The following is a 20,980-nucleotide window of genomic DNA, read 5'->3' on the forward strand; positions in this document are numbered from 1 at the left end:
ATTTCGGGAACAGGGGCGAGGAATAATGCAGTCGTCGCCCTTCGGGGACTCTGCGGGCGCCACCATCTCGGAAATGGAGCAAGAGTTTGTCCACTACTACATCCCCAGGAGGGACGCATCATGAAGAAAATCGCCATTCCAGCCCTGGCCGCCACCATTCTGGCCTTGGGCGCCATGACGGCCGCCGTCGCCGCCGACGGCATGCACAAAGACTCCATGTCGAAATCGGGCATGATGAGCCACGACATGTCCAAGGGCGGCATGTCCAAGAAAGGCATGTCCAAAACGGACATGTCCAAGAGCGGTATGGAGAAAGGATCGATGGGCAGGGACGCCATGGGCAAGGGCACGATGTCGAAGAACTCCATGAACAAGAATGCCACGGGCGGCGAAGGCATGAGCAAGAGTGGCATGAGCAAGAACGGCATGAGCAAATAGGAGCTCGGGCGTTAAAATGGCGCAGCCCCGGCCCGGCAGGGTTCCGGGGCTTTTGTCTTTTTATTCCACATACGCTTTTTCCTGCTCATGTCGAAATACCTGGTTGCGGCACTATATAAATTCGTCCGGCTCGAGGACTACGCCGCGCTGCGGGCTCCCCTGCTGGAATATTGCGAGGCTCGCGGCGTCAGGGGCACCTTGCTGCTGGCCGCGGAAGGCGTCAACGGCACCATAGCCGGGCCGCAGGCCGGCGTGCGCGCCGTGCTCGCGCATCTGCGCGCCGACCCGCGCATGGCCGATCTGTCCCACAAAGAGTCCTGGGCCGCGGAAATGCCGTTCTACCGCATGAAGGTCAAGCTCAAGCGCGAGATCGTCACCATGGGCGTGCCGGACATCGAACCCGAGTCCATGGCGGGAACCTATGTCGAGCCGCAGGACTGGAACCGGCTGGTCGATGATCCGCAGGTGGTGGTGGTGGACGTGCGCAACGATTACGAGGTGTCGATAGGCTCATTTGCCGGCGCGGTGAACCCGCATACCGCGAGCTTCTCGGAATTCCCCGACTGGGTGCGGCGCCAGTCGCAGCCCGGCGGCGTGCTCAGCGGCAAGTCGCGGGTGGCCATGTTCTGCACCGGCGGCATACGCTGCGAGAAATCCACCGCCTATCTGCGCACGCAGGGCTTCGACGAGGTCTACCATCTGCAAGGCGGCATACTCCAGTACCTGGAAGACATGCCGTCCGAGGACAGCCGCTGGCGGGGTGAATGTTTTGTCTTCGACGAGCGCGTGTCGGTGGTGCACGGCCTGGCGCAGGGCAGCTATGGCCTGTGCCGCGCCTGCCGCCAGCCTGTCAGCGAGCAGGACAGGCTTTCCGAATTCTATGTCGAGGGCGTCAGCTGCCCTCGCTGCCACGACAAGCACGACGATGCCCGCAAAGAGCGATTCGCCGAGAGGCAGAAGCAAGTCGGCCTGGCGCGCGGCCGCGGCGCCAGGCACGTGGGCGTGCCGCCTGCGCACACTGCGAGCCCGGCGCCCGGTCGGCAGGATTGATACATATCCGTTCGCCGGCGATGGCGAACCCGGGCAGTACGGGCACTGGCGCGGCGGCCCGCCGCGCTTGCCTTATTCCATGCCCGGCGTAACGGTGGAAAAGCCCGCGTCCACGTGGGTGATTTCGCCCGTGATGCCTGCCGCCAGATCCGACAGCAGGAAGGCGGCGACATTGCCCACGTCTTCGATGGTGACGTTGCGGCGTAGCGGGGCGTGAGCCTCGACGAACTTCAGGATGGACGAAAAGTCCTTGATGCCGCTGGCCGCCAGGGTCTTGATGGGGCCGGCGGAAATTGCGTTGGCGCGTATGCCCAGCGGGCCGAGCGCGCTGGCTAGGTAGCGCACGCTGGCTTCCAGCGAAGCCTTGGCCAGGCCCATGGTGTTGTAGTTGGGCACGACTTTCTCGGAGCCCAGGTAGGTCAGGGTCAGCACCGAGCCGTTGCGGCCCTTGAGCAGGGGCAGCGCGGCCTTGGCCAGCGCCGGGAAGCTGTAGGCCGAGATGTCGTGGGCGACGCGGAAACCTTCGCGCGACAGGCCTTCGAGAAAGTCGCCGGCGATCGCCTCGCGCGGCGCAAAGCCGATGGAGTGCACCAGGCCGTCCAGGCCGTCCCAGCTGGACTGCAGCGCGCTGAAGGTGGCTTCGATCTGGGCGTCGTCGGCCACGTCGCAGGGCAGCACGATATTGCTGCCGAATTCGCCGGCGAATTCGCTGACGCGATCCTTGAAGCGGTCGCCTACGTAGGTGAAGGCCAGCTGCGCGCCTTGCTGGTGGCAGGCGCGCGCGATGCCGTAGGCGATCGAGCGATTGGAAAGCACGCCCGTGACCAGGATGCGCTTGCCGTTCAGGAAACCCATGGTGTGATCCTTGTTGTGTAGTGGTTCAGTCGACGCGAGGCCCGCGGCGCACGGGCCGGGCGGGCCCGTGCCGGGCGCTTGGCGCCGCACACCCGGCTTGGCCGGCTTATGCCCGCATTGCTTGCTGCGTCAGCCCCGCACGCCCGTGCCCGGCACCCGCAGCCGCTTGCCGATCGCCAGCGCACCACCCTTCAGGTTGTTGAGGCGGCGCAATTCCTGCACGCTGGTGTTGTAGCGCCTGGCCAGCGAATACAGGGTGTCGCCATGGCGTACCGTGTGCGTGCGGACATTGACCCTATGGCGCCGGATCACGATGTCGTTGTGCCTGCCGTGCGTCACGCGTACCGAGCTTTCTTTTTCGGCTGGAACTTCCAGCGACGCGAGTTGTATGCTGCCGCCGCCGGCGTCGTTGCCCGGCTTGGAGACCAGCAGTACCCGGGCCACCCTGGTGCTGCGGCCGCTGATCCCGTTGGCCGCCTGCAGCTGGGCCACGCTCATGCCGTGGCGCTTGGCGATGGTGGCGTACGATTCGCCCCGGTGAGCCTTGTAGGTCTGCCATGAGCTCAGGCGCCCCTTGTAGGCTTCCAGGTTGGCATTGAAGATATCCACGCGGTTCACCGGCAGCAGCAGGGTGGGGTGGTGTTCGCCCAGGATAATGGGGCGGTTGAACGAGGCGTTGAGCGCCTTGAAGTCGTCGACCGACATTTCCGCCAGCTTGGCGGCCACGGCGATGTCCATGTCGCGCGACTTTTGTACCGTGGTGAAGTAGGGCGTGTTGCTGATTTCGGGCAGCACGATGCCGTACTTCTGCGGGTTGGCGATGATGTTCTTGATGGCCTGCAGCTTAGGTACGTAGTTGCGCGTTTCGTCGGGCATATTGATGGAGCTGTAGTCGACGAAGTCGCCATTGCTGGCGGTTTTGCTCATGGCCCTTTGTACCGAGCCTTCTCCCCAGTTGTACGAGGCCAGGGCCAGGTACCAGTCGCCCTGCAGCTGGTACAGGTAGCTGAGGTAGTCCAGCGCGGCGTTGGTCGAGGCCACCGGGTCGCGGCGTTCGTCGCGCCACCAGGTTTGCTGCAGGTTGTAGTGCAGCCCGGTGCTGGGAATGAACTGCCACAGCCCCGAGGCGTGGGCGCGCGAATAGGCGGTGGGATCGTAGGCGCTTTCCACGAAGGGCAGCAGGGCAAGTTCCGTGGGCAGGCCGCGACGGTTGATTTCCTGGACTACGTAATACAGATACTTGCTGGCGCGCGCGCTCATGCGCTCTATGGACTCGGGGTGCGAGGCGTAGTAGTCCGTCCAGTACTGGGTCAGGTCGTTGTTCAGATTGGGGATGGCGAAGCCGCGGCGGATGCGATCCCAGATATCTTTGGGCGGATGGGTCAGGTCGACGGTGCGCGATGTCTCGGCGGCGGAGTAACTATGCTTTTGCCAAGCGTATTGGTGCGTATTGTTGGCGGCACAGCCGGCCAGTGCGGCTGTGACTAGCAGTATGAATAGTCGCAGGAATTTCATCGGCGATTCATTTAAAGTGATCCTTCCATGCACGCAAACCCGTGAAAACCGCTATAGCCGAGTCCAGCCGCGTGCCGGAGTGGATCCGGGCGGCCTTGGCCACGCTTTCCTGCTGACTGCGTAAAAAAGGGTTGTAGTCCTGCTCGGCGCCTATGGTCGTGGGCAGGGTGGGCAGGCCTTGCGCACGCAGGCCTTGCGCTGCTTCCCACCATAGTTGCAGAGCGACGTTACCGGGTTCGACTTGAAGTGCCCAGCGCAAATTTGCTAGAGTGTACTCGTGAGCACAGCAAACAAGTGTATCCAGCGGTAAAGCCCTAAGTTTACCCAGAGAATCATACATTTGTGCGGGGGTACCCTCAAATAATCGCCCGCAGCCCCCCGAAAAAAGCGTATCGCCGCAGAAAACCAAGGGTTTTCCCTGGTTCATGCGGCCAAAATACGCGATATGGCCCGCGGTATGGCCGGGTATGTCCAGCACTTCCAAGCGCAGATCCAGGTTTTCCAGGAAAATAGTATCGCCTTGCGCCAGCCTGCGATCGCAGACCGGCAGTTGTTCCCGGGCCGGGCCGTAGACCGTGGCGCCGCTGCGGGCGGCCAGCGCCCGGGCGCCGCCGACGTGGTCGCCGTGGTGGTGGGTAAGCAGGATGGCGTCCAGCGTCAGCCCGTGCTGGTCGAGCAGCTGCTCTATCGGGCCGGCCTCGCCCGGGTCGACCACGGCGGCGTGCTTGCCGCGGTAGGCCATCCATATATAGTTGTCGGATAGTGCCGGGACGGGAACAAGTTGTGTCTGGCCCGGCGTAGGGGCGGGTATTGTATGTGCCATAGTCAGGGAGACGCGGGTCTTTGGATCAGTCCATTATTGTAGAGCTGGCCGAGTGGCTGGGGTCGCCGGCCGGCCAATATGTGCAGGCCTGGGAACAGCGCCAGGTCGACGCCATGGTTGCCAACGTGTTTGGCTATCACGCGGTACAGATCGGCCTGCCCGAATGGGATCTGCTGCAGTCGAACCGCGTGCCCTACAAGGCTTATACGCATGTCCTGCAAGACGCGGCATTGGCGGCGCGGCCCATGGCGCTGCTGGCCGACCCCGAGAACCTGCCCTTCGAGAGCCAGAGCCTGGATCTGCTGGTGCTGCCGCACGTGCTGGAATGTTCCAGCAATCCCCACCAGATCCTGCGCGAAGCCGAACGGGTGCTGATGCCCGAAGGCCGCGTGGTGATTTCCGGCTTCAATCCCTGGAGCCTGTGGGGCGCACGCGAGCGCGTGCCGGGGCTGGAACCTCTGATGCCCGTGGCCACTCATTTGCAGGTATCGCTGCCGCGCCTGAAAGACTGGTTCAAACTGCTGGCCTTCGAGGTCGACCGCGGCCGCTTCGGCTGCTATGCCCCGCCTTGCCAGACCGACAAATGGCTGAAGCGCTGGTCGTTCATGGAAGCCGCCGGCGACCGCTGGTGGCCGGTGTGCGGCGCCGTTTACGTGGTGTCGGCGGTCAAGCGGGTGGCGGCCATGCGGCTGGTGGGCCCGGCCTGGAAGCGCAAGAAGAAGCGCGTGCGGCGCGAGGCAGTGGTCACCAGCCGCCATTCGGATTGCTGATCGCCGTGCCGTGCGCCGCGGCGTTTGCCGCACTGCCGTTTGCCGCATTGCCCACAGCATTGTGCGCCGCGCCGGCGGCGGCTTGCTGTGCGGTATAGTGCCAGCCCGAAGCGCGTCCGATCAGGGCGCGTGGGCGGCCGGCGGCCGCCGCAATACGTGACATGTCGTAATACGCAAAACGCAAGCAATGACGAATAATGCGAATGAAGGGCAAGTAGACATCTGGACGGACGGTGCCTGCAAGGGCAACCCCGGGCCGGGCGGCTGGGGGGTGCTGCTGCGCCAGGGCAGGCACGAGAAGACCCTGTACGGGGGCGAGCCGCAGACCACCAATAACCGCATGGAACTGCTGGCGGTGATCCAGGCGCTCAAGGCGCTCAAGCGCCGCTGCACCGTCGTGGTGCATACCGATTCGCAATACGTGCAGAAGGGCATGACCGAATGGCTGCCTGGCTGGAAGCGGCGCGGCTGGCTTACAGCCGACAAGAAGCCGGTGAAGAACGCCGACTTGTGGCAGGAACTGGAAGCCCTGGTACGCGAGCACAGCCTGAGCTGGCAATGGGTGCGGGGCCACGCCGGCGACCCGGGCAACGAACGCGCCGATCAACTGGCCAACCAGGGCGCGGCGCAGTTCGGCGGCCAGCGACGCTAAAATCATTTTTTGGAATATAAGGATTTCCCATGCGCCAGATCGTCCTGGATACCGAAACCACCGGCCTCGATCCTTTGCAAGGCCACCGGGTCATCGAGGTCGCCTGCGTCGAGATGATCAACCGCAGCCTGACGGGCAATCATCTGCATCTGTACATCAACCCCGATCGCGACAGCGACCCCGAGGCCTTGCAGATCCACGGCCTGACCACCGAATTCCTGTCGGGCCACCCGCGCTTTGCCGAAGTGGCCGACCAGATCGCCGAGTACGTCAAAGACGCCGAGATCATCATCCACAACGCCCCATTCGACCGCAAATTCCTCAACGCTGAATTTGCCAAGATAAAGCGGCCCCCGTTCGACGATTTGTGCGGCAGCATTACCGATTCACTGCTCTACGCCCGCGAACTGCATCCGGGCAAGCGCAACTCGCTCGACGCCTTGTGCGAGCGCTACGGTATTTCCAACGCTCACCGCACCCTGCACGGCGCCTTGCTCGATTCGGAATTGCTGGCCGAGGTGTGGCTGGCCATGACCCGTGGCCAGGATGCCCTGCTGATGGATTTCGAGCAGACCGGCAGCACGCCGGGGGTGCAGGGTGTGCGTACCGAGAAATTCGACGCTTCCAGCCTGCCCGTCATCCGGGCCAGTGCCGAGGAACTGACCGAACATGAGGCCTACCTGGACGCCCTGGACAAGGCGGCCGGCAAACCCTGCGTCTGGCGTGCCGAGGCTTCGGCCTGAGGCTTCGATCCGAGGCCTCAGGCCGCACAGCTTGTGTTGTGGGAACGAGGCTCGTAAGACGACGTTTGCCGCAGAAGGGCGACGATCGCGTACACATTCGGGCACCTGAATTAGATGCTATAATTTTTTGCTTCCCAAAGGCCAGGGCGTCTAAACAAGACGCCCAATCCACGGCCAAAGGGGCGGTTAGCTCAGTGGTAGAGCACTGCCTTCACACGGCAGGGGTCACTGGTTCGAACCCAGTACCGCCCACCAAACTAAAGCCTGTGCATAACTAAGTAGACGAGCAAGATCGCTGCCAGGCCTAGATCCGATACCATGGCGGCAATCTCGGCGCGGCTTGATGCCTTGTTTTTGACGTGCTGGATGCCGGCCAGGCCGAAGAAAATGCAGCCTCCCAGGGCAAGGGCGGGCACCCACGCAGGGTAATAGAGGCTTGCGATTGCCGGCACGCCCAGCGCAAGATTGCCAAAGCCGATTTCCAGAACGAGCTTGTTCGCCGCTGGGTCGTTGATTTCAAATATGCCTTTTGCGGTAAACCCAGGCCGTATCAGCTGGTGGATGGCGGCGCTCGCAAGGCGCCATCCGACGCCCCAGAACACAAACCATTTGCCGAGCGCGTCGACTAAACCCGCGTGGCCGCCGGCCACGTCGTGGATGATCGACACGATGGGCAATACGATCATAAGCAGGACGATTGCGATAAGCTGCATGGGAGTCCCCTTGGTATTCCGGGTGTATAGGCGTAGTCAATTATGCATGGTGAACGCCCGGGCAGTGCCACTCGATCAGAGAAAGACAGGCCGTAGTCGGCGAAGAACCGGATTGCCTGCCGGCATGTAGCGGTTCATGATGGGCATTCTTCACGATGGCGGCGTTCCGCCTGGGGGGCTAGCATGGGGTCGGACAATGTAGCTGCAAGCAATGTCATGGAGGTGGGTCAATTGAGGATCCGATACCTCGTCGACGGTTCGCACAAGGGTGAAATGGGGGTATTCGAGCTGACTGTACCGGCCGGAGCGCATGTTCCACCGCCGCACAGCCACACGCGCAACGAAGAATGTGTCTACGGTCTGGCGGGCACGCTCCGGTATTCCGTCGACGGCATTGTTCGGGATCTGGCGCCGGGCGATTGCATGTTCAGTCCACGCGGAGCCGTCCATAGTTTCAGCAACCCGCACCAGGACACCGCCCGGGCGCTCATTGTAATTTCGCCGGATATTGGCGCTCAGTATTTCCGAGATGTCGGTGCCATCATCAACGCCGGCGGAGCGCCAGACTTGGGCAAACTGATAACGGTCATGTCCCGATACGGACTGGTTCCCGTCCCCGCTGCGCCCGTCAAGTGAAGGGTCTCCGTCCTGTGATGCTTTTGTGACGAGCGAATAAAAAATTTCTCTCTGGTACGGCGACCAGGCTCCGCTACAGGAGCGGCTCTTCACGATGGTCACGCTACGGTAAGGCGGCGCTGGTCAAGTGTCGACCACAAAGAATTCCGAGTCGCGCGCCGTGGCTCTCTACGGGCATGTGCCCAAACATTAGAAATAATAATCATTATTGTTTTCATGCGGGCGTTGTATGGGAATTCGTACGGATTCGCGACCGGGTAGCCGTGCGTCGCGGCGCCGGTTCCACCACGGCGCAGATTCCACAACTTTTGGTATTTAATTTTTATCAAATCGTTGTAAATACATATCACATATAGTAAAAATAGCCGGCATCGCTTTTCGATGCTGCATTGCTGCATTGCTGCATTGCGGCATAAGGCCCGGCGCGCGTGGAAACAAGACGACGCAGAGTCTTGCTTGCCGGGCCGGCAAGCAATGAATCGGCAACGCCGCATGCAAGGCCACAAGACTACAGGCAAATCATTGCCGCTGATTGGAACAGGGGGATCATGCAACTTCTACGAAACAGGCTAGCCCTGGCAATATCGCTTGCCTTGGTCAGCCATGCCGCGCAGGCGCTGGAAAATCGTCCGGTCTACGGCCACGGCGACCAGCCCACCTTTCTGGCCCGCTTCATGGACGTGGGCGACGGCCCGGTCATGGGCGAGGAGGGCGAAATACTGCACTCCACCTGGAACCTGAACTCGCTGCAAAAGGACAAGATCACGGAAGCCTTGAAGCGCTGGGCCGAAATCATCCAGCCCACGCCCGGCCAGCTACCGGCGATCATCAACATCGGCACGGTCGAGGACGAGAATGCCTATGGCAACAGTGCGCCCGTGCCCGAGGGGCAGACCAGCCTGACTCAGTTGCAGCGCGTGTTGTTCGGCATGACGAGTCCCTCTCTGACTTTCGGCTCGCACGGGCAATTCGTCATGGGGCGAATGACCTGGGACAATCTGCCGTCATACGTGCCTTCGCAATTGCCGCGTGCATACATCGGCGTCGACCTGACCGCCGTGGCATTCCACGAGCTGGCGCACGGCCTGGGCATACTAGGAGCCGCTTCCGATAAGTACGGGCGGGGCTCGAACACGCCATACTTCGGCAATGTCCTGGATTCCTGGGGCCAGCATCTGCGCGATGACAACGGCAACCCCGCCAGGCCCGGGCAGTCCATTTATTGTTCGGACTGCAACAACCCCTACACCGCCGACAGCTTCGACGTCGGCAAGGATCAGGGCTATTTCACCGGCGCACACGTGCAGGAAGTGCTGGCCGGCGCCATGCCCGGCGTGCCGGTGCGCATACACGGAGAGCGGGGCGGCATCGACGACAACTACATGGGTCATATCGAGCTCAAGAACAGCCTCATGAGCCACCAGAGTTATCGCAACTACACGCAATTCATGGAAGCCGAGTTGGCGGCGATGCAGGATCTGGGCTACGACATAGACCGGCGCAATTTCTTCGGCTATTCCGTCTACGGCAGCGGCCTGCAGCTGGTCAACAACAACGGCTACTTCCTGCGCAACGCCGCCGGCACCGCCTACATTCCCGGTCAATACAACACCGCCACCCTGGGGCTGGGCCTGCACATCTACGGCAGCAACGACACCGTCTACCAACAGGCCGATCTGCTTACCCAGGGGCCGGGCGGCGCGGGCGTGCGCGTGGACGGCGCCGGCAACACCCTGGTGGTGCAGCCAGGTACCCGCGTCTACGCCGACGGCCTGAACGGGCGCGGCCTGATGTTCGCCTATGGCAAGAACCACAATCTGGTGCTGCGCGGCGATGTGCAGGCCATGGGCGATATGGGCATAGGCGCCAGTTTCGATTTCGGCAACAACGCGCTGGGCAACGAGTCCGACTATCGGGGCTCATACATCTACGTGGAGGACGGCGTGCGCCGGGCGCCCCTGCCCGAGTTGAGCGGTGCGCTGGTCGACAACTTCGACCTGACCGGCCGCGTGGCGGGCCGCGCCGCGGCCATTTATATATCCGGCAATGCGCTGGTGAACAACATCAACGTCATGCGCGGCGCCCGCATAGAGGGCAATATCTACTCTGCCTACAACCAGCGGGACAGCAGTGGCGAGCCACGCCTGACCTTCATCAACTTCGGCTTGCAGCCCGACAGCCAGGGCCGCGCCACGGGCCGGGCCGACCCGGGCTTTGCCATGCGCTACGACGGCGACATCCAGGGCATCGATAACCTGGTCGTGGCCGCCAAGGGCGGGCGCACGTCGCTCAACGGCACTCAGGAACTCTACGGCGTGGTGGTGGGTTCGGGCGCTACTCTGGGCGGCAACAGTACCTATACGCTGAATGCCGACGGAGGTTTCGTCAATTACGGCACGGTCAGCCCCGGCAATTCCATCGGCACCATCACCATCAATGGCGATTACGAGCAGGCTGCCGGCGGCGAGCTGCTGATGGAAGTCGACAACCACGGCGCGCACGACACCCTGGCCGTCAGCGGCACGGCCGAGCTGGCCGGTACGCTGACCCTGGCACCCGTTGCCGACTGGTATGCAAGCGGCACCACGCTGGATCTGAGCCTGGCGGAGCTGGTGCCGGCCGGCGCCACCACCGGGGCATTCTCGTCGGTGAACAGCTTACTTGCGTCGCCGACCTTGCTGTCCTCGGCAAGCATGCTGGCGGGCGACAGCTACCGGCTGGGCATCACGCGCCAGAACAACGCCTACAGCCAGTACGCGCTGAACGACAATGCGCGCCGGGCTGGCCGCGCGCTGGATGCCGTTGCGGGCTATGCGCGCCGCGACATTCAGCCGCTGTACCAGGCGCTGGACTTTTCGGCGCCCGATGGCAGCACCATCGCCGGCGCCCTGGATCAGCTTACGCCCGAGGCCTATAGCGCCATGGCAGCCGGCTCGCTGGATCGCGAACGCCAGATCGCCGGTCAGATCGGCGCCCGTATCCTGGGCTCCCGGCGCGGCACGACGGCCGGCGACGAATGGCGCGGCTTTGCCACGCCGTTCGGCGGCGGCGCCAGCCAGGACGCGCACGGCACGCTGATAGGCCGCGATGCCTCGATCTATGGGCTTACTTTCGGCGCGGAAAAGCTCGACAGCCGGCACCCGGCCTGGTCGTGGGGCGTGTACGGCGCCGTCAGCGGCCAGTCCGTCGACGTCAACGACGGTTACAACGCCTCGGGCCGCAGCACCGCTTTCAATCTGGGCCTGCAGGCCGCTTACGCGCCGGATCCCGCCGCCGGCCCCTATGCGTTTGGCCTGGGTCAAGTGGGCATTGAAGATGCTCACTACACCCGGCGCCTGTCCATCGATGGCTACACGGCCAAGAACCAGGCCGACTGGACATCCCTGACCGGCACTTTGATGGCTGGCGGCGGCTACCGCTGGGCTTTGAGCCAGGCGCTCAGTGCCGGCCCCTTGGCCACCTTGGGTTATACGCGGCTGAACCGCCCGAGCCTGACCGAGTCGGGCAGCGACGCCACTCGCCTGCAGCTCTCGTCCGTCCACTTCGACTCACTCAGGTCGAGCGTTGGTGTAGACGCCACGCTGAACCTGGCTCGGCCCGGCGGTGCACAGCTGGCCGCCAGGCTGCAGGTCACCTGGGATCACGAGTTGCTGGACAACGACTACGTGCAGCAGGCTGCCTTCGCCGGCTATCCCCAGGCTCCTTTCACCAGCCGCAACAAGCTGGTGGGCCGTGACGCCCTGGGCCTGGCCGCCGGCTTGTCCTATGAGGTCGGCAAGAAGTTCACGGTGGGCGCCAATGTGTCGAGCCAGCTGTTCCGTTCGGGCTACCAGTCGGTCGCGGGCAGCCTTACGTTCGCGCGGCGGTTCTAGCACCTGGCCGCGCATCGCAGCATGCCGCCCTTGCTGCCGTGCGGCGTGGTTCGTGCCGGCAAAGCGGCGGCCTTGCAGCGCGCGGCCCGGCTTAGTGCAGCGCGAAATCCACACGCGTGGCCGGGCCTCCGTCTTTGTCGTCGCCGGCATCCGTTTTGGGCGCCACGATGAACACCCGGCTGGCCAGGTTCGGTGCACTGGCCGTGATCTGTTCGTACACGGCTTGGGCGCGAGCCTGCGCCAGGGCATTCAGCGCCTGCTTGCCCAGCGGGGCGGCGGCCAGCAGCATGGACTTCATCTGCTCGGGCGGCAGTGATTTGGCGAAGCCGATGGCGTTGCGCGGCTTGTTCTTGATCTTGGTGTCGCTGTAGACCTTTTTCAGATACTTGGCGCGATCGGCATCGGTCAGGGTGATCTTGCCCGGGTTGGGCTTCTTGCCGAAGCCGGCGGTGTCCTTGGCCTTGGCGCGGCGCAGTTGCTGATCCAGCCAGGCTTGGCGCAGGCCGCTCTCGTCGGCTTTCGGGTCGGCCCGGCCGATGACGTCCATCTTCAGCGCGGGGCGGTCGTCCAGAGCCTTGACGAGGGTGGCGATGCTGGATTCGTCTTTGTCGTCGAGCGCCGCGCTGCCCGGCTCGAACTCGATATACGACAGGTCTTCGCCGCCGCCGAAGGCCGAGGCCAGCAGCTTGAAGGGCGCGGTCACCGCCTTGGTCAGTGTGTTGATGATCACCTTCAGGATGATGCCGCCCACCGAGAACTGCGGATCGTCCAGCGAGCCGGAGACGGGCAGATTGATGTCGATATTGCCGCTGGAATCCTTCAACAGGGCGACGGCCAGCAGCACCGGCAGCTTGAGCGCGTCGGGGCTGTTGGACTGCTTGCCGAAGGTGAGCTGGTTGAGCTGCACCCGGTTGCTGGCCTGCAGGGCGCGGTTCTTGATCTGATAGTGTAAGTCGACCGACAGCTTGCCGCGCTGTATGGCATAGCCCACGTACTTGGACGAATAGGTGGTGAAGCGGGGCAGATCCACGCCCTTGGCAGTCGCTTTCAGATTCAGCGCCAGATAGCGCGCGAAGGGCTGTACGGTACCCGAAACGGAGAACGGAGCCGTGCCGTACACGCGGCCCGCGACCTTGACCTGCGCGGGAGTCGGCTTGGACGAGGACACGGCTGTGAGCGTGCCGTCGATGGACGACAGTTCGGCGCGGTAGTTGGGCCGTACGAAATGGTCGTTGAACAGCATGCGGCCGCGTTTGAGCGTGACGCTGTGGATGGAAATGTCGGGCCCGCCGCCATGCTGCGCGGCGGCCTTGCTTGCTGCGGACTTGTGGCGGCGGGTCTGTGTGTCTTGTGTGATGGAGCCGCCGGCCTTGCCCTTTTCGACCATGACGTCCATGACGTTCAGGCGCGCCTTGTCGTTCAGCAGTATGTTGCCGTAGAAGTCGTCGAGCACGATGTCGCCCAGCCCCAGTCCGAGCTTGCTGCCGGCCATCGAGACGTGCATGTTTTTCAGGCTCAGCTGCTTCCACGAGAGAAATTTGGCCTTGTTGACGCGATCCAGCAGGTCGAGATGATTGACCTGAAACGCGCCGCGCCAGTCCGCCTGCATGGGCTTGCCGCCTTGCGCCGGCGCGAATTCGGCGTTGCCCTTCGCCCCCAGGGACACGCTGCGTATGGTGGCGTTCAGGCTCGACGCGATATACGGCGCCAGGGAGGCTGCATCGAAATTGGCCAGATCCACCGAGGTCTTCAGCGACAACGGCTGCGTTGTCAGCGAGCCCTTGAGCGCCAGGGTGCCGTGTTTTTGAATGCCGTCGGCCTTCAGGGTGAAGCCGGTGGGCTTGGCGTCCAGGGCCAGGCGATCGGCCTGCAGTTCCAGCGAGCCGATGGACAGGCCCACCGCGGGCTTGACGGACTCGTCGCGCGCGGCAAGTTTCTGCAGGCCCAGCTTCACGTCGCGGGCTTCGACGTGCGATGCCGCCACGTCGACCTTGCCCGCGATGCTCAGCCGGCCGTCCTGCAGGGCGATGGGCGCGAAATGGCGCAAAGCTGCCGCGAACGGCATTAGCGCCAGATTGTTCAGCTGGATCTGGGCATGGGCTGAAAGAGGCTGCAGTATGACCGGAGCCTCGGCGCGCAGCGAGCTGCCGTCGTGGCTGTTGTCGATGCCGACTTGCACCTGCATGGGCTGATTCGCGGCCTGCGGCAGGGCGATGTGTGCGACCTCGACGCGCAGGCCGTCTACGGGATAGTCCACACCCAGCGGCTCGTCGCGCACATGCGCCTGCCCGCCATCGAGCTTGAAGGTGTCGACCGTGACCTTCCAGTCGGGGGGCGTGGCGCCGGCTGGCGCGGGACGGGCCGGGGCCGACGGCGGTTTGCTGCCGGCGGTGCCCGCTGCGGCGGGCTTGCTCGCGTTCGTGGTGGAGTCGGCAGACACGGGGCCCGAAGCCGAGGCCGCGGATGCTGTGGAGGATGCTGCCGTGGCGGGATCTGCTGAAGGGCGGTTTGCCGCGGCGGGGTCTGCGGCGGCTGTTGGTGGAGAGCCGGCGGCTGCGGCGGCGGGGCGTGGGGCAGCGCCGGGCTTGGGCTTGGCGCCCGCGGCGGCTGGCGTATGGCCGCCCAGCTTGGCGAAGCCCTGCGCCACGCGCTGCCAATTCAGTTGCTTGGCGTCGCGGTGTACTTCCACTTGCGGCTTCTTCAAGGTTACCGTGCCCACCGACAGCGTGTGCGCGCCGAGGTCGGCCGCGATGTTTTCCGCATCCAGGCTGTCCCAGGCCAGCAGCGGCGCCCCCGAGGCCTCGGCCACGTCGAGCTTGCGCAGGCCCAGGCTGCCTTGTATGCGGATGCGCGGCGCGGCGCCCGCGGGCTGTTCGAACACCACCTGCAGCTTCGAGTCGAGCAGGGCGCTCTTGACTTTGACGGGCAGCGGCATGGGCCAGAAGTCGGCCCATTTGTCGAGCGCCAAGCCGTGTAGCGTCACATCCAGCGTGGACGCCGGCACGGTGTCGAACGGCCGCGCCGTGCCCGTCAGGTCGAAGGGGCTGCCGTTGATGCGCATGTGCACCGCGGGCAGCACGTCGATATGAGTGGCGTAGCCGAACGAGGAAATAAAGGGAATGCCGAGCGAGAGATCGTCGACTTCCTGGTGATGGCCGGTAACGCGATCGTCGAGGCTGACGGAGCCGTTGGCCAGCGTCAGGTTGTTCAGGGAGAAGCGGGGCGGCTTGTCCGAGGCCTGTTCAGGCTTTTCGGGCTGATCGGCCGACATCCGGGCCAGCCGGTCGACGATATCGGAAAAATTGAAATGCGTCGCATCCGTGCGCACCATGGCCAGGCGAGGCCGCTCGATGTGCAGGCGGTCGATCACCGGCGCGAACATGACGAGCGAACGCCACGCCACGCGCACATCGATCTCGCCGATCTGCAGCAGCGGCGCCGTTGCGGCTTGTTTCGGGGAAGAGGCTGCTTGTGCGGACGATGGTTCGGACTGTGTGGCGGACTGTTCGTGCGGTGTAGCGGACGATACCGCCCCCCTGGGGGCGGGCGCGGGTTGTGCTGAAGACGATTGTGGCTGCTTGGCAGACTGTACAGAGGAAGTTGCGGGCTGTGTGGATGTGGTGGAAGACGCTGGCTGTGCGGAAGACGCTTGGGGCTGCCTGATGGAAATGTCCTGCGCGCGCAGCGCCAGCGTGAACGGGTTGAAGTGGATTTCGCCCACATCGACCTGGCGGCCCAGCAGCTCGGCCACATTATGGGTGAGCAGCTTGTGCGTCAGCTTCGGTACCCCCCAGGCCGCCAGGCCGGCCAGGATGAGCAGCGCAAGCACGATGCCCGCAACTATCTTCACCAAGCGCCGGCTGAATTTCAGAACTGGCATCCGCAACTGCATCGCACGCATTCCCCTCTGGCTGGTTGTGCCACGCGCTCGTCCCGCAGGCATCGGCACCCCGCGCGTGGTTCGGCCAATTATCCCCCGATGGCTTGCAGATCGTCCACGGAAGAGCGGGGATATTTACTATTGCTGTATTGTTAGGGTGTAACTGTTTTTATCAAGAAGGCGTCGATGGCTTACAGTCCCGTCGTTCCGCGGCCTGTGTTTTTACGGCAGGTGAAAGTGCCCTGATTGGTAGGCCCGGGCTCGCTCAAGGCTCCGTCATGACGACCATGATTTCTGCGGCATGGCGGTCGGTAGATAAATAGATGTGTCCAATGCCGCTGTCGAAATATGCATACTGCCCGGACTTCAGCGCAAGGATTTCCCCGGTTTCGAAATGCAGCTCCACGGCTCCCGACAGCACTGTGATGAATTCCTGGCCGGAGTGCCGTATATAGTCATCGAATTGTTCGCGCCGCTGAGCGGCTATGCGCCCAAACATGGGCGTCATGCGTCGATCGGGGAAATTGCCGGCCAGTAGGCGGTAATCGTAGTTGCCGGTGTCATAGCTGGGCGCACCAGCGAAATCGCCGTGGATGAATGGTGTGCCGGGCGTTGCCGGTACCGGCGCGCGGGGCTCGAGGCCCGCGCCGATGAACAAATGCCCGATGTCCACGCCCAGCGCGTGGGACACGGCGACGAATTTCTCGTAGCTGATGGACACCTGGCCCAATTCCATCTTGGACAGGGTCGACAGCGCGACGCCGGAGGCCGCAGACAGGGACTTCAAGGTGATCTTGCGTTGTTTGCGCAAGGCGCGCAGGCGCTGGCCCATGCGAATGCGATCCGTCAACTCGCCAGGCTGGGCCTGTTTAGCGGGCATCGGTCACTCCTGAAATGAGTAAGAGTGCATATATTAAGCATCAAGAATCGGTACGCCGGGTAGCGCCGTGAGCCCGCCGGAGCGTATGCGGCGGCCCTAGGGATTACCCGAGCATAGGCAGATTTTGCCTGTCTGCATATTGACGGATATTTTCCCATAATTGAGAATTCTCATTAATGAGAATTTAACTTGGCGATACGACGCGCCACTCCATGGAGGAGGCTATCTTGCAGGATCAGACGCATTGCGACATTGCGATTGTCGGCGCGGGGATTGCCGGCGCTTCGCTGGCCGCCAAGCTTGCCAATGACGCGGGTGTAGTGCTGCTGGAGCGCGAGGCGCAGCCTGGCTACCATGCCACGGGCCGTTCCGCGGCGATGTTCATGGAGACCTACGGAACGGTGCAGATTCAGGCGCTGACTCGTGCCAGCCGGGCCTTCTACGAGAACCCGCCGGACGGGTTCTGCGCTACCCCCTTGATGAATGCGCGCGGTTGCATGTACATCGCGGGGCGGCATCAGCGCGCATTGTTGCAGCAGCGGTACGAGGCGGCCATTGCCCTGTCTCCGAACGTTGAACTGTACGGCGCGGACGATGCGGTCGGGCAAGTCCCCTGCCTGCGGCCGCAGGCAGTTGCCGCGGGCGCGCTGTTCGAGCCTTTTGCGCGCGATCTCGACGTGCATGCGATACATCAGGGGTTTCTGCGCCAGGCTCGCGCGGATGGAGCGCATCTGCGCTGCAACGCCGAACTGGTGGGGGCGCGGCGTGACGGAAATGGGTGGCGGCTGGACTTCGCCGATGCGTCGGTTCTGCACGCTAGAGTTTTGGTCAATGCAGCGGGAGCCTGGGCCGATGAAGTTGCCGCCTTGTGCGGTGCGGCCCGTGTTGGGTTGCAGCCCTGCCGCCGGACGGCTTTCACGTTCGCCGGGCCGGCGGACATGGAATTCAGCGGCTGGCCGGCGGTCGTCGGCCTCGACGAGAGTTTTTATTTCAAACCCGATGCCGGCCAGCTGCTAGGGTCGCCGGCCAATGCCGATCCGGTCGCTCCACAAGATGTCGTTGCCGAAGAGCTGGACGTTGCCACGGGCATTTATCACATCGAGCAGGCAACGACCTTGTCGATACGCCGCCCGCGCCATACCTGGGCGGGCCTGCGCTCGTTCGTGCGTGATGGCGATCTGGTAGTGGGCTGGGATCAGGCCTGCCCGGAATTTTTCTGGCTGGCGGCGCAAGGCGGCTACGGCATTCAGTCGGCGCCCGGTGTGGCCGCCATGGCGGCCGCGCTGCTGCTGCGCAAGCCTGTCCCTGACGAAATCTTGCGGCAGGGCGTCTGCCCCGATGCCATGAGCCCGCAACGCTTGAGGTAAGCCTGCAGAAGGTTGGGCGCGGCGGCGAGCCGCAGGCCGGGGCAAGCCCCGACACACGATATATACGGAGATATGGAGGACAATATGCGCATAGTTTTCAGGAAGACCCTCGCGGCGTCATGTGCCGCTCTCGGCGTGGCCCTTGCCGGCATTGCGAGCGCAGCGCCGTGGCCGAACCGGCCGGTGCAGCTGGTGGTTCCCTATCCGCCGGGCGGCGCGGGGGACATCATCAGCCGCCTGCTGGCAAAAAAACTGGGCGAAAAGCTGCACCAGTCCATCATCGTCGAGAACAAGGCCGGCGCCGGTACCATCGTCGGCGCCCAGGCGGTCGCCAGGGCCAAGCCGGACGGATACACGCTGTTGATCAGTTCGGGCACGACTTTCACGATGAATCCCGCGGTGTATGCCAAGCTGCCGTATGATCCAGTCAAAGATTTCCAGCCGCTCGGCTTTGTCGCCCGGGCCGGCCTCGTCGTGGTGGCCAACAAGCAGTCTCCCTTTACCAGCTTGGCCAGCCTGGTGAACGCCGCCCGTGCACATCCGGGCCAGATATCGTTTGGCTCGTTCGGCGTCGGCACCGTGTCGCAGTTTGCCGCGGAAATGTTCATGGATGCCAGCAAGATACGAATGACACATATCCCGTACAAGGGCAGTGGCCCGGCCATGAACGATTTGCTCGGTGGGCAGGTTCCGGTGTTGTTCGACACCATTGTGTCGTCCATGCCGCAGATCAAGGCGGGCAAGATACGCGCACTGGCCGTGACCACGGCGCATCGCTCGGCGTTCCTGCCGGAGGTGCCGACCATTGCTGAAAGCGGCTATCCGGGGTTCAACATCGATACCTGGATTGCGCTGTTCGGGCCTCGCGGCCTGCCCGCCGAGGTGTCTAATACGCTGACCAAGGCCCTGGCGGCTATCGCGGCAGACCCGGAAACGCAAAAGCAGTTCAAGGCCAGCGGCTTCGAGCCGGCCGACGGTGGCCCGCAGGCGGTGGCCGATACGATCGCGAGCGAAACCCCGCGCTTCATGGAAATTGCCAAACGGGCTCACATCCGGACTCAATGACCGGCTGTGTGCCGGCCGCGGGGCTGCCGCCATATCGGGCCTGTGATGCAGCCAGGCATCGTATGGGTCACAATAGACTAAGCGGCCGGATCGGGCCATATATATAGGCAGGGTGCTGTTCATGATCGACGATACATTACTGGCGCTTTCCGCGGTCGAGCTGCGGCGGCGCATCGGTGCCCGGGAAATTTCTCCGGTTGAGCTGCTGCAGGCCTGCATCGACCGCATCGAGCAGGTCAATCCCGCCGTCAATGCGATTACCGCGAGCTGCTCCGAGCGAGCGCGCCAAGAGGCGAGGGCAGCCGAGTCGGCGGTGCGGCGAGGAGAGCCTTTGGGGGCCTTGCACGGCCTGCCGCTGGGCGTCAAAGACCTGGAGGACACGGGGGGCCTGCTCACGACGTACGGGTCGCCCGGCTATCGCAATCATGTGCCGCTGAGCGACAACCTGCTGGTTGCGCGCTTGCGGGCCGCGGGCGCCATCGTCGTCGGCAAGACCAATATCCCCGAGATGGGCGCCGGAGCCAATTCGCGTAATCCGGTGTGGGGCGCGACGGGCAATCCGTTCAATCCACAGCTGAATGCCGGTGGCTCATCGGGGGGATCGGCGGCGGCGCTGGCCTGCGATATGTTGCCCTTGTGCACAGGCTCGGACACGGGCGGTTCGCTGCGCATACCGGCCGCGTTGTGCGGCGTGGTGGGCTTCAGGCCTTCGCCGGGCCTGGTTCCGGTCGAGCGGCGCCAGCTGGGCTGGACGCCGATCTCGGTCGTTGGCCCTATGGGGCGCAGCGTGGCGGATGCCTGCCTGCAGCTATCCGCCACGGTGGCGGTCGATGACTGCGATCCGTTGTCGTACGAACGGGACGGGCAGCAGTTCACGCAACTGCGCCCCGTCGATCTGGCGGGGCTGCGTGTCGCCTATACCGAAGATTTCGGCATTTGCCTGGTCGACGAAGAAATACGCCAGGCCTTTCGCAGCAAGATCGCGGCCATGCGCCACCTGTTCGCCCGTTGCGATGAAGTGCGCATCGAGGCCGGGGATGCGGATCGCTGCTTCGACATCGTGCGTGCTGAAAGCTTTGTCGCCGCTTTCCGCGAGGCCTACGAGCGCGATGCCGGGGCCCTGGGCCCCAATGTGCGTGCCAACTATGAGATCGGGGCCAATATGACCCTCGCGGATCGCGCCTGGGCCCATCTAGAGCAGACGCGCATATTCCGCAAGTTCCAGCAGCTATATCGCGACTATGACCTGGTGCTGGCGCCCGTGACGCCGGTATCGCCGTTCCCATGGGCCCGCTTGTATGCCGAAGAGGTTCAAGGGCGCAAGACGCGCAATTACTACCACTGGCTCGGCCTGACCTATGTGGTAACACTGATGACCAATCCGGCGTTGGCCTTGCCCTGCGGCACGGATCCCCATGGCATGCCTTTCGGCCTGCAGGTCATCGGCCCGCATCGCGGCGACCGGCGCCTGCTCGAGTGCGGCCTGGCGCTGGAGCAGGCCTTCGCTCATGTCGAAGTACTGCGCCGCCCACGCCCCGATCTGGCGGCCCTGGCCCACCCTGTGCCGGAGTTGCGAGCCATGGCGACGCATCCCCCGCGCGCCGACTTGTGTGACCGCGCCCTCGATGATGAAGAGGCCAGGGCATTGGCGGCACTGGTACGCCCAGACGGTACCGTAGCGGCTTGTTGAACAGCCCGCCGGGCTTCACTCGTCCATTCCA

General features: G+C 63.8%; 17 protein-coding genes and 1 tRNA gene. 11 read left to right on the forward strand and 7 right to left on the reverse strand.

What is annotated here, in order from left to right; genetic code table 11:
* Positions 1–120 precede the first annotated feature (120 nt).
* Together CEY11_RS15000 and trhO are read left to right on the forward strand one after the other, a co-directional pair.
* Positions 121–438, forward strand: coding sequence for a pentapeptide MXKDX repeat protein (locus CEY11_RS15000; protein WP_088604208.1), 318 nt, complete (start codon positions 121–123; stop codon positions 436–438).
* Positions 439–525: 87 nt separating this feature from the next.
* Positions 526–1,488: an oxygen-dependent tRNA uridine(34) hydroxylase TrhO gene (gene trhO, locus CEY11_RS15005; protein WP_088604209.1), complete on the forward strand. Its 963-nt coding sequence runs from the start codon at positions 526–528 to the stop codon at positions 1,486–1,488.
* Between the two features lie 72 nt (positions 1,489–1,560).
* On the opposite strand, the gene fabI is transcribed toward trhO, so the two are convergent.
* The 3 genes from fabI to gloB form a co-directional block, all read right to left on the reverse strand.
* Positions 1,561–2,343: an enoyl-ACP reductase FabI gene (gene fabI, locus CEY11_RS15010; protein ID WP_088604210.1), complete on the reverse strand. Its 783-nt coding sequence runs from the start codon at positions 2,341–2,343 to the stop codon at positions 1,561–1,563.
* A gap of 129 nt (positions 2,344–2,472) precedes the next feature.
* Positions 2,473–3,858: a transglycosylase SLT domain-containing protein gene (locus tag CEY11_RS15015; RefSeq protein WP_088604211.1), complete on the reverse strand. Its 1,386-nt coding sequence runs from the start codon at positions 3,856–3,858 to the stop codon at positions 2,473–2,475.
* A gap of 7 nt (positions 3,859–3,865) precedes the next feature.
* Positions 3,866–4,681: a hydroxyacylglutathione hydrolase gene (gloB, locus tag CEY11_RS15020; protein ID WP_088604212.1), complete on the reverse strand. Its 816-nt coding sequence runs from the start codon at positions 4,679–4,681 to the stop codon at positions 3,866–3,868.
* A gap of 20 nt (positions 4,682–4,701) precedes the next feature.
* Here gloB and CEY11_RS15025 point away from each other — a divergent pair, with 20 nt between their 5' ends.
* Positions 4,702–5,451 carry a class I SAM-dependent methyltransferase gene (locus CEY11_RS15025; RefSeq protein ID WP_233154898.1) on the forward strand — a complete coding sequence of 250 codons (750 nt, stop codon included), beginning with the start codon at positions 4,702–4,704 and terminating at the stop codon, positions 5,449–5,451.
* Here CEY11_RS15025 and CEY11_RS15030 read toward each other — a convergent pair.
* Positions 5,426–5,614 (reverse strand): hypothetical protein, encoded by a 189-nt coding sequence (locus CEY11_RS15030; protein ID WP_088604213.1) that lies wholly within the window; start codon positions 5,612–5,614, stop codon positions 5,426–5,428. The two genes, CEY11_RS15025 and CEY11_RS15030, sit on opposite strands and share 26 nt — an antisense overlap.
* 24 nt (positions 5,615–5,638) lie before the next feature.
* Here CEY11_RS15030 and rnhA point away from each other — a divergent pair, with 24 nt between their 5' ends.
* From rnhA to CEY11_RS15045, 3 genes are all read left to right on the forward strand, one after another.
* Entirely contained in the window at positions 5,639–6,103 is a 465-nt protein-coding gene (gene rnhA / locus CEY11_RS15035; RefSeq protein WP_088604214.1) for a ribonuclease HI, read from the forward strand.
* 29 nt (positions 6,104–6,132) lie between these two features.
* Positions 6,133–6,846 carry a DNA polymerase III subunit epsilon gene (dnaQ, locus tag CEY11_RS15040; RefSeq protein ID WP_088604215.1) on the forward strand — a complete coding sequence of 238 codons (714 nt, stop codon included), beginning with the start codon at positions 6,133–6,135 and terminating at the stop codon, positions 6,844–6,846.
* 180 nt (positions 6,847–7,026) lie between these two features.
* Positions 7,027–7,101, forward strand: a tRNA-Val gene (locus CEY11_RS15045).
* Between the two features lie 2 nt (positions 7,102–7,103).
* On the opposite strand, the gene CEY11_RS15050 is transcribed toward CEY11_RS15045, so the two are convergent.
* The gene (locus tag CEY11_RS15050; RefSeq protein ID WP_088604216.1) at positions 7,104–7,559 is read right to left on the reverse strand and encodes a hypothetical protein; all 456 of its coding nucleotides are present in this window, start codon (positions 7,557–7,559) and stop codon (positions 7,104–7,106) included.
* A gap of 183 nt (positions 7,560–7,742) precedes the next feature.
* On the opposite strand from CEY11_RS15050, the gene CEY11_RS15055 reads away from it, so the two are divergent.
* Positions 7,743–8,195 carry a cupin domain-containing protein gene (locus CEY11_RS15055; RefSeq protein ID WP_088604217.1) on the forward strand — a complete coding sequence of 151 codons (453 nt, stop codon included), beginning with the start codon at positions 7,743–7,745 and terminating at the stop codon, positions 8,193–8,195.
* A gap of 548 nt (positions 8,196–8,743) precedes the next feature.
* Positions 8,744–12,067 carry an autotransporter outer membrane beta-barrel domain-containing protein gene (locus CEY11_RS15060; RefSeq protein WP_088604218.1) on the forward strand — a complete coding sequence of 1,108 codons (3,324 nt, stop codon included), beginning with the start codon at positions 8,744–8,746 and terminating at the stop codon, positions 12,065–12,067.
* Positions 12,068–12,158: 91 nt separating this feature from the next.
* On the opposite strand, the gene CEY11_RS15065 is transcribed toward CEY11_RS15060, so the two are convergent.
* Together CEY11_RS15065 and CEY11_RS15070 are read right to left on the reverse strand one after the other, a co-directional pair.
* The gene (locus tag CEY11_RS15065) at positions 12,159–15,947 is read right to left on the reverse strand and encodes a DUF748 domain-containing protein (protein ID WP_233154899.1); all 3,789 of its coding nucleotides are present in this window, start codon (positions 15,945–15,947) and stop codon (positions 12,159–12,161) included.
* Positions 15,948–16,212: 265 nt separating this feature from the next.
* A complete protein-coding gene (locus CEY11_RS15070) occupies positions 16,213–16,827 on the reverse strand; it encodes a helix-turn-helix domain-containing protein (RefSeq protein ID WP_088604219.1) in 615 nt (204 codons plus the stop codon).
* A 212-nt stretch (positions 16,828–17,039) separates the two neighbouring features.
* On the opposite strand from CEY11_RS15070, the gene CEY11_RS15075 reads away from it, so the two are divergent.
* The 3 genes from CEY11_RS15075 to CEY11_RS15085 all read left to right on the forward strand — a co-directional run bounded on the left by CEY11_RS15075 (position 17,040) and on the right by CEY11_RS15085 (position 20,949).
* A complete protein-coding gene (locus CEY11_RS15075) occupies positions 17,040–18,194 on the forward strand; it encodes an NAD(P)/FAD-dependent oxidoreductase (RefSeq protein ID WP_088604220.1) in 1,155 nt (384 codons plus the stop codon).
* A gap of 84 nt (positions 18,195–18,278) precedes the next feature.
* Entirely contained in the window at positions 18,279–19,259 is a 981-nt protein-coding gene (locus CEY11_RS15080; RefSeq protein WP_088604366.1) for a Bug family tripartite tricarboxylate transporter substrate binding protein, read from the forward strand.
* Positions 19,260–19,380: 121 nt separating this feature from the next.
* Positions 19,381–20,949: an amidase gene (locus CEY11_RS15085; protein WP_088604367.1), complete on the forward strand. Its 1,569-nt coding sequence runs from the start codon at positions 19,381–19,383 to the stop codon at positions 20,947–20,949.
* Positions 20,950–20,980: the final 31 nt, after the last annotated feature.

It is taken from the genome of Candidimonas nitroreducens, from assembly GCF_002209565.1.
GTDB lineage: Bacteria > Pseudomonadota > Gammaproteobacteria > Burkholderiales > Burkholderiaceae_B > Candidimonas > Candidimonas nitroreducens.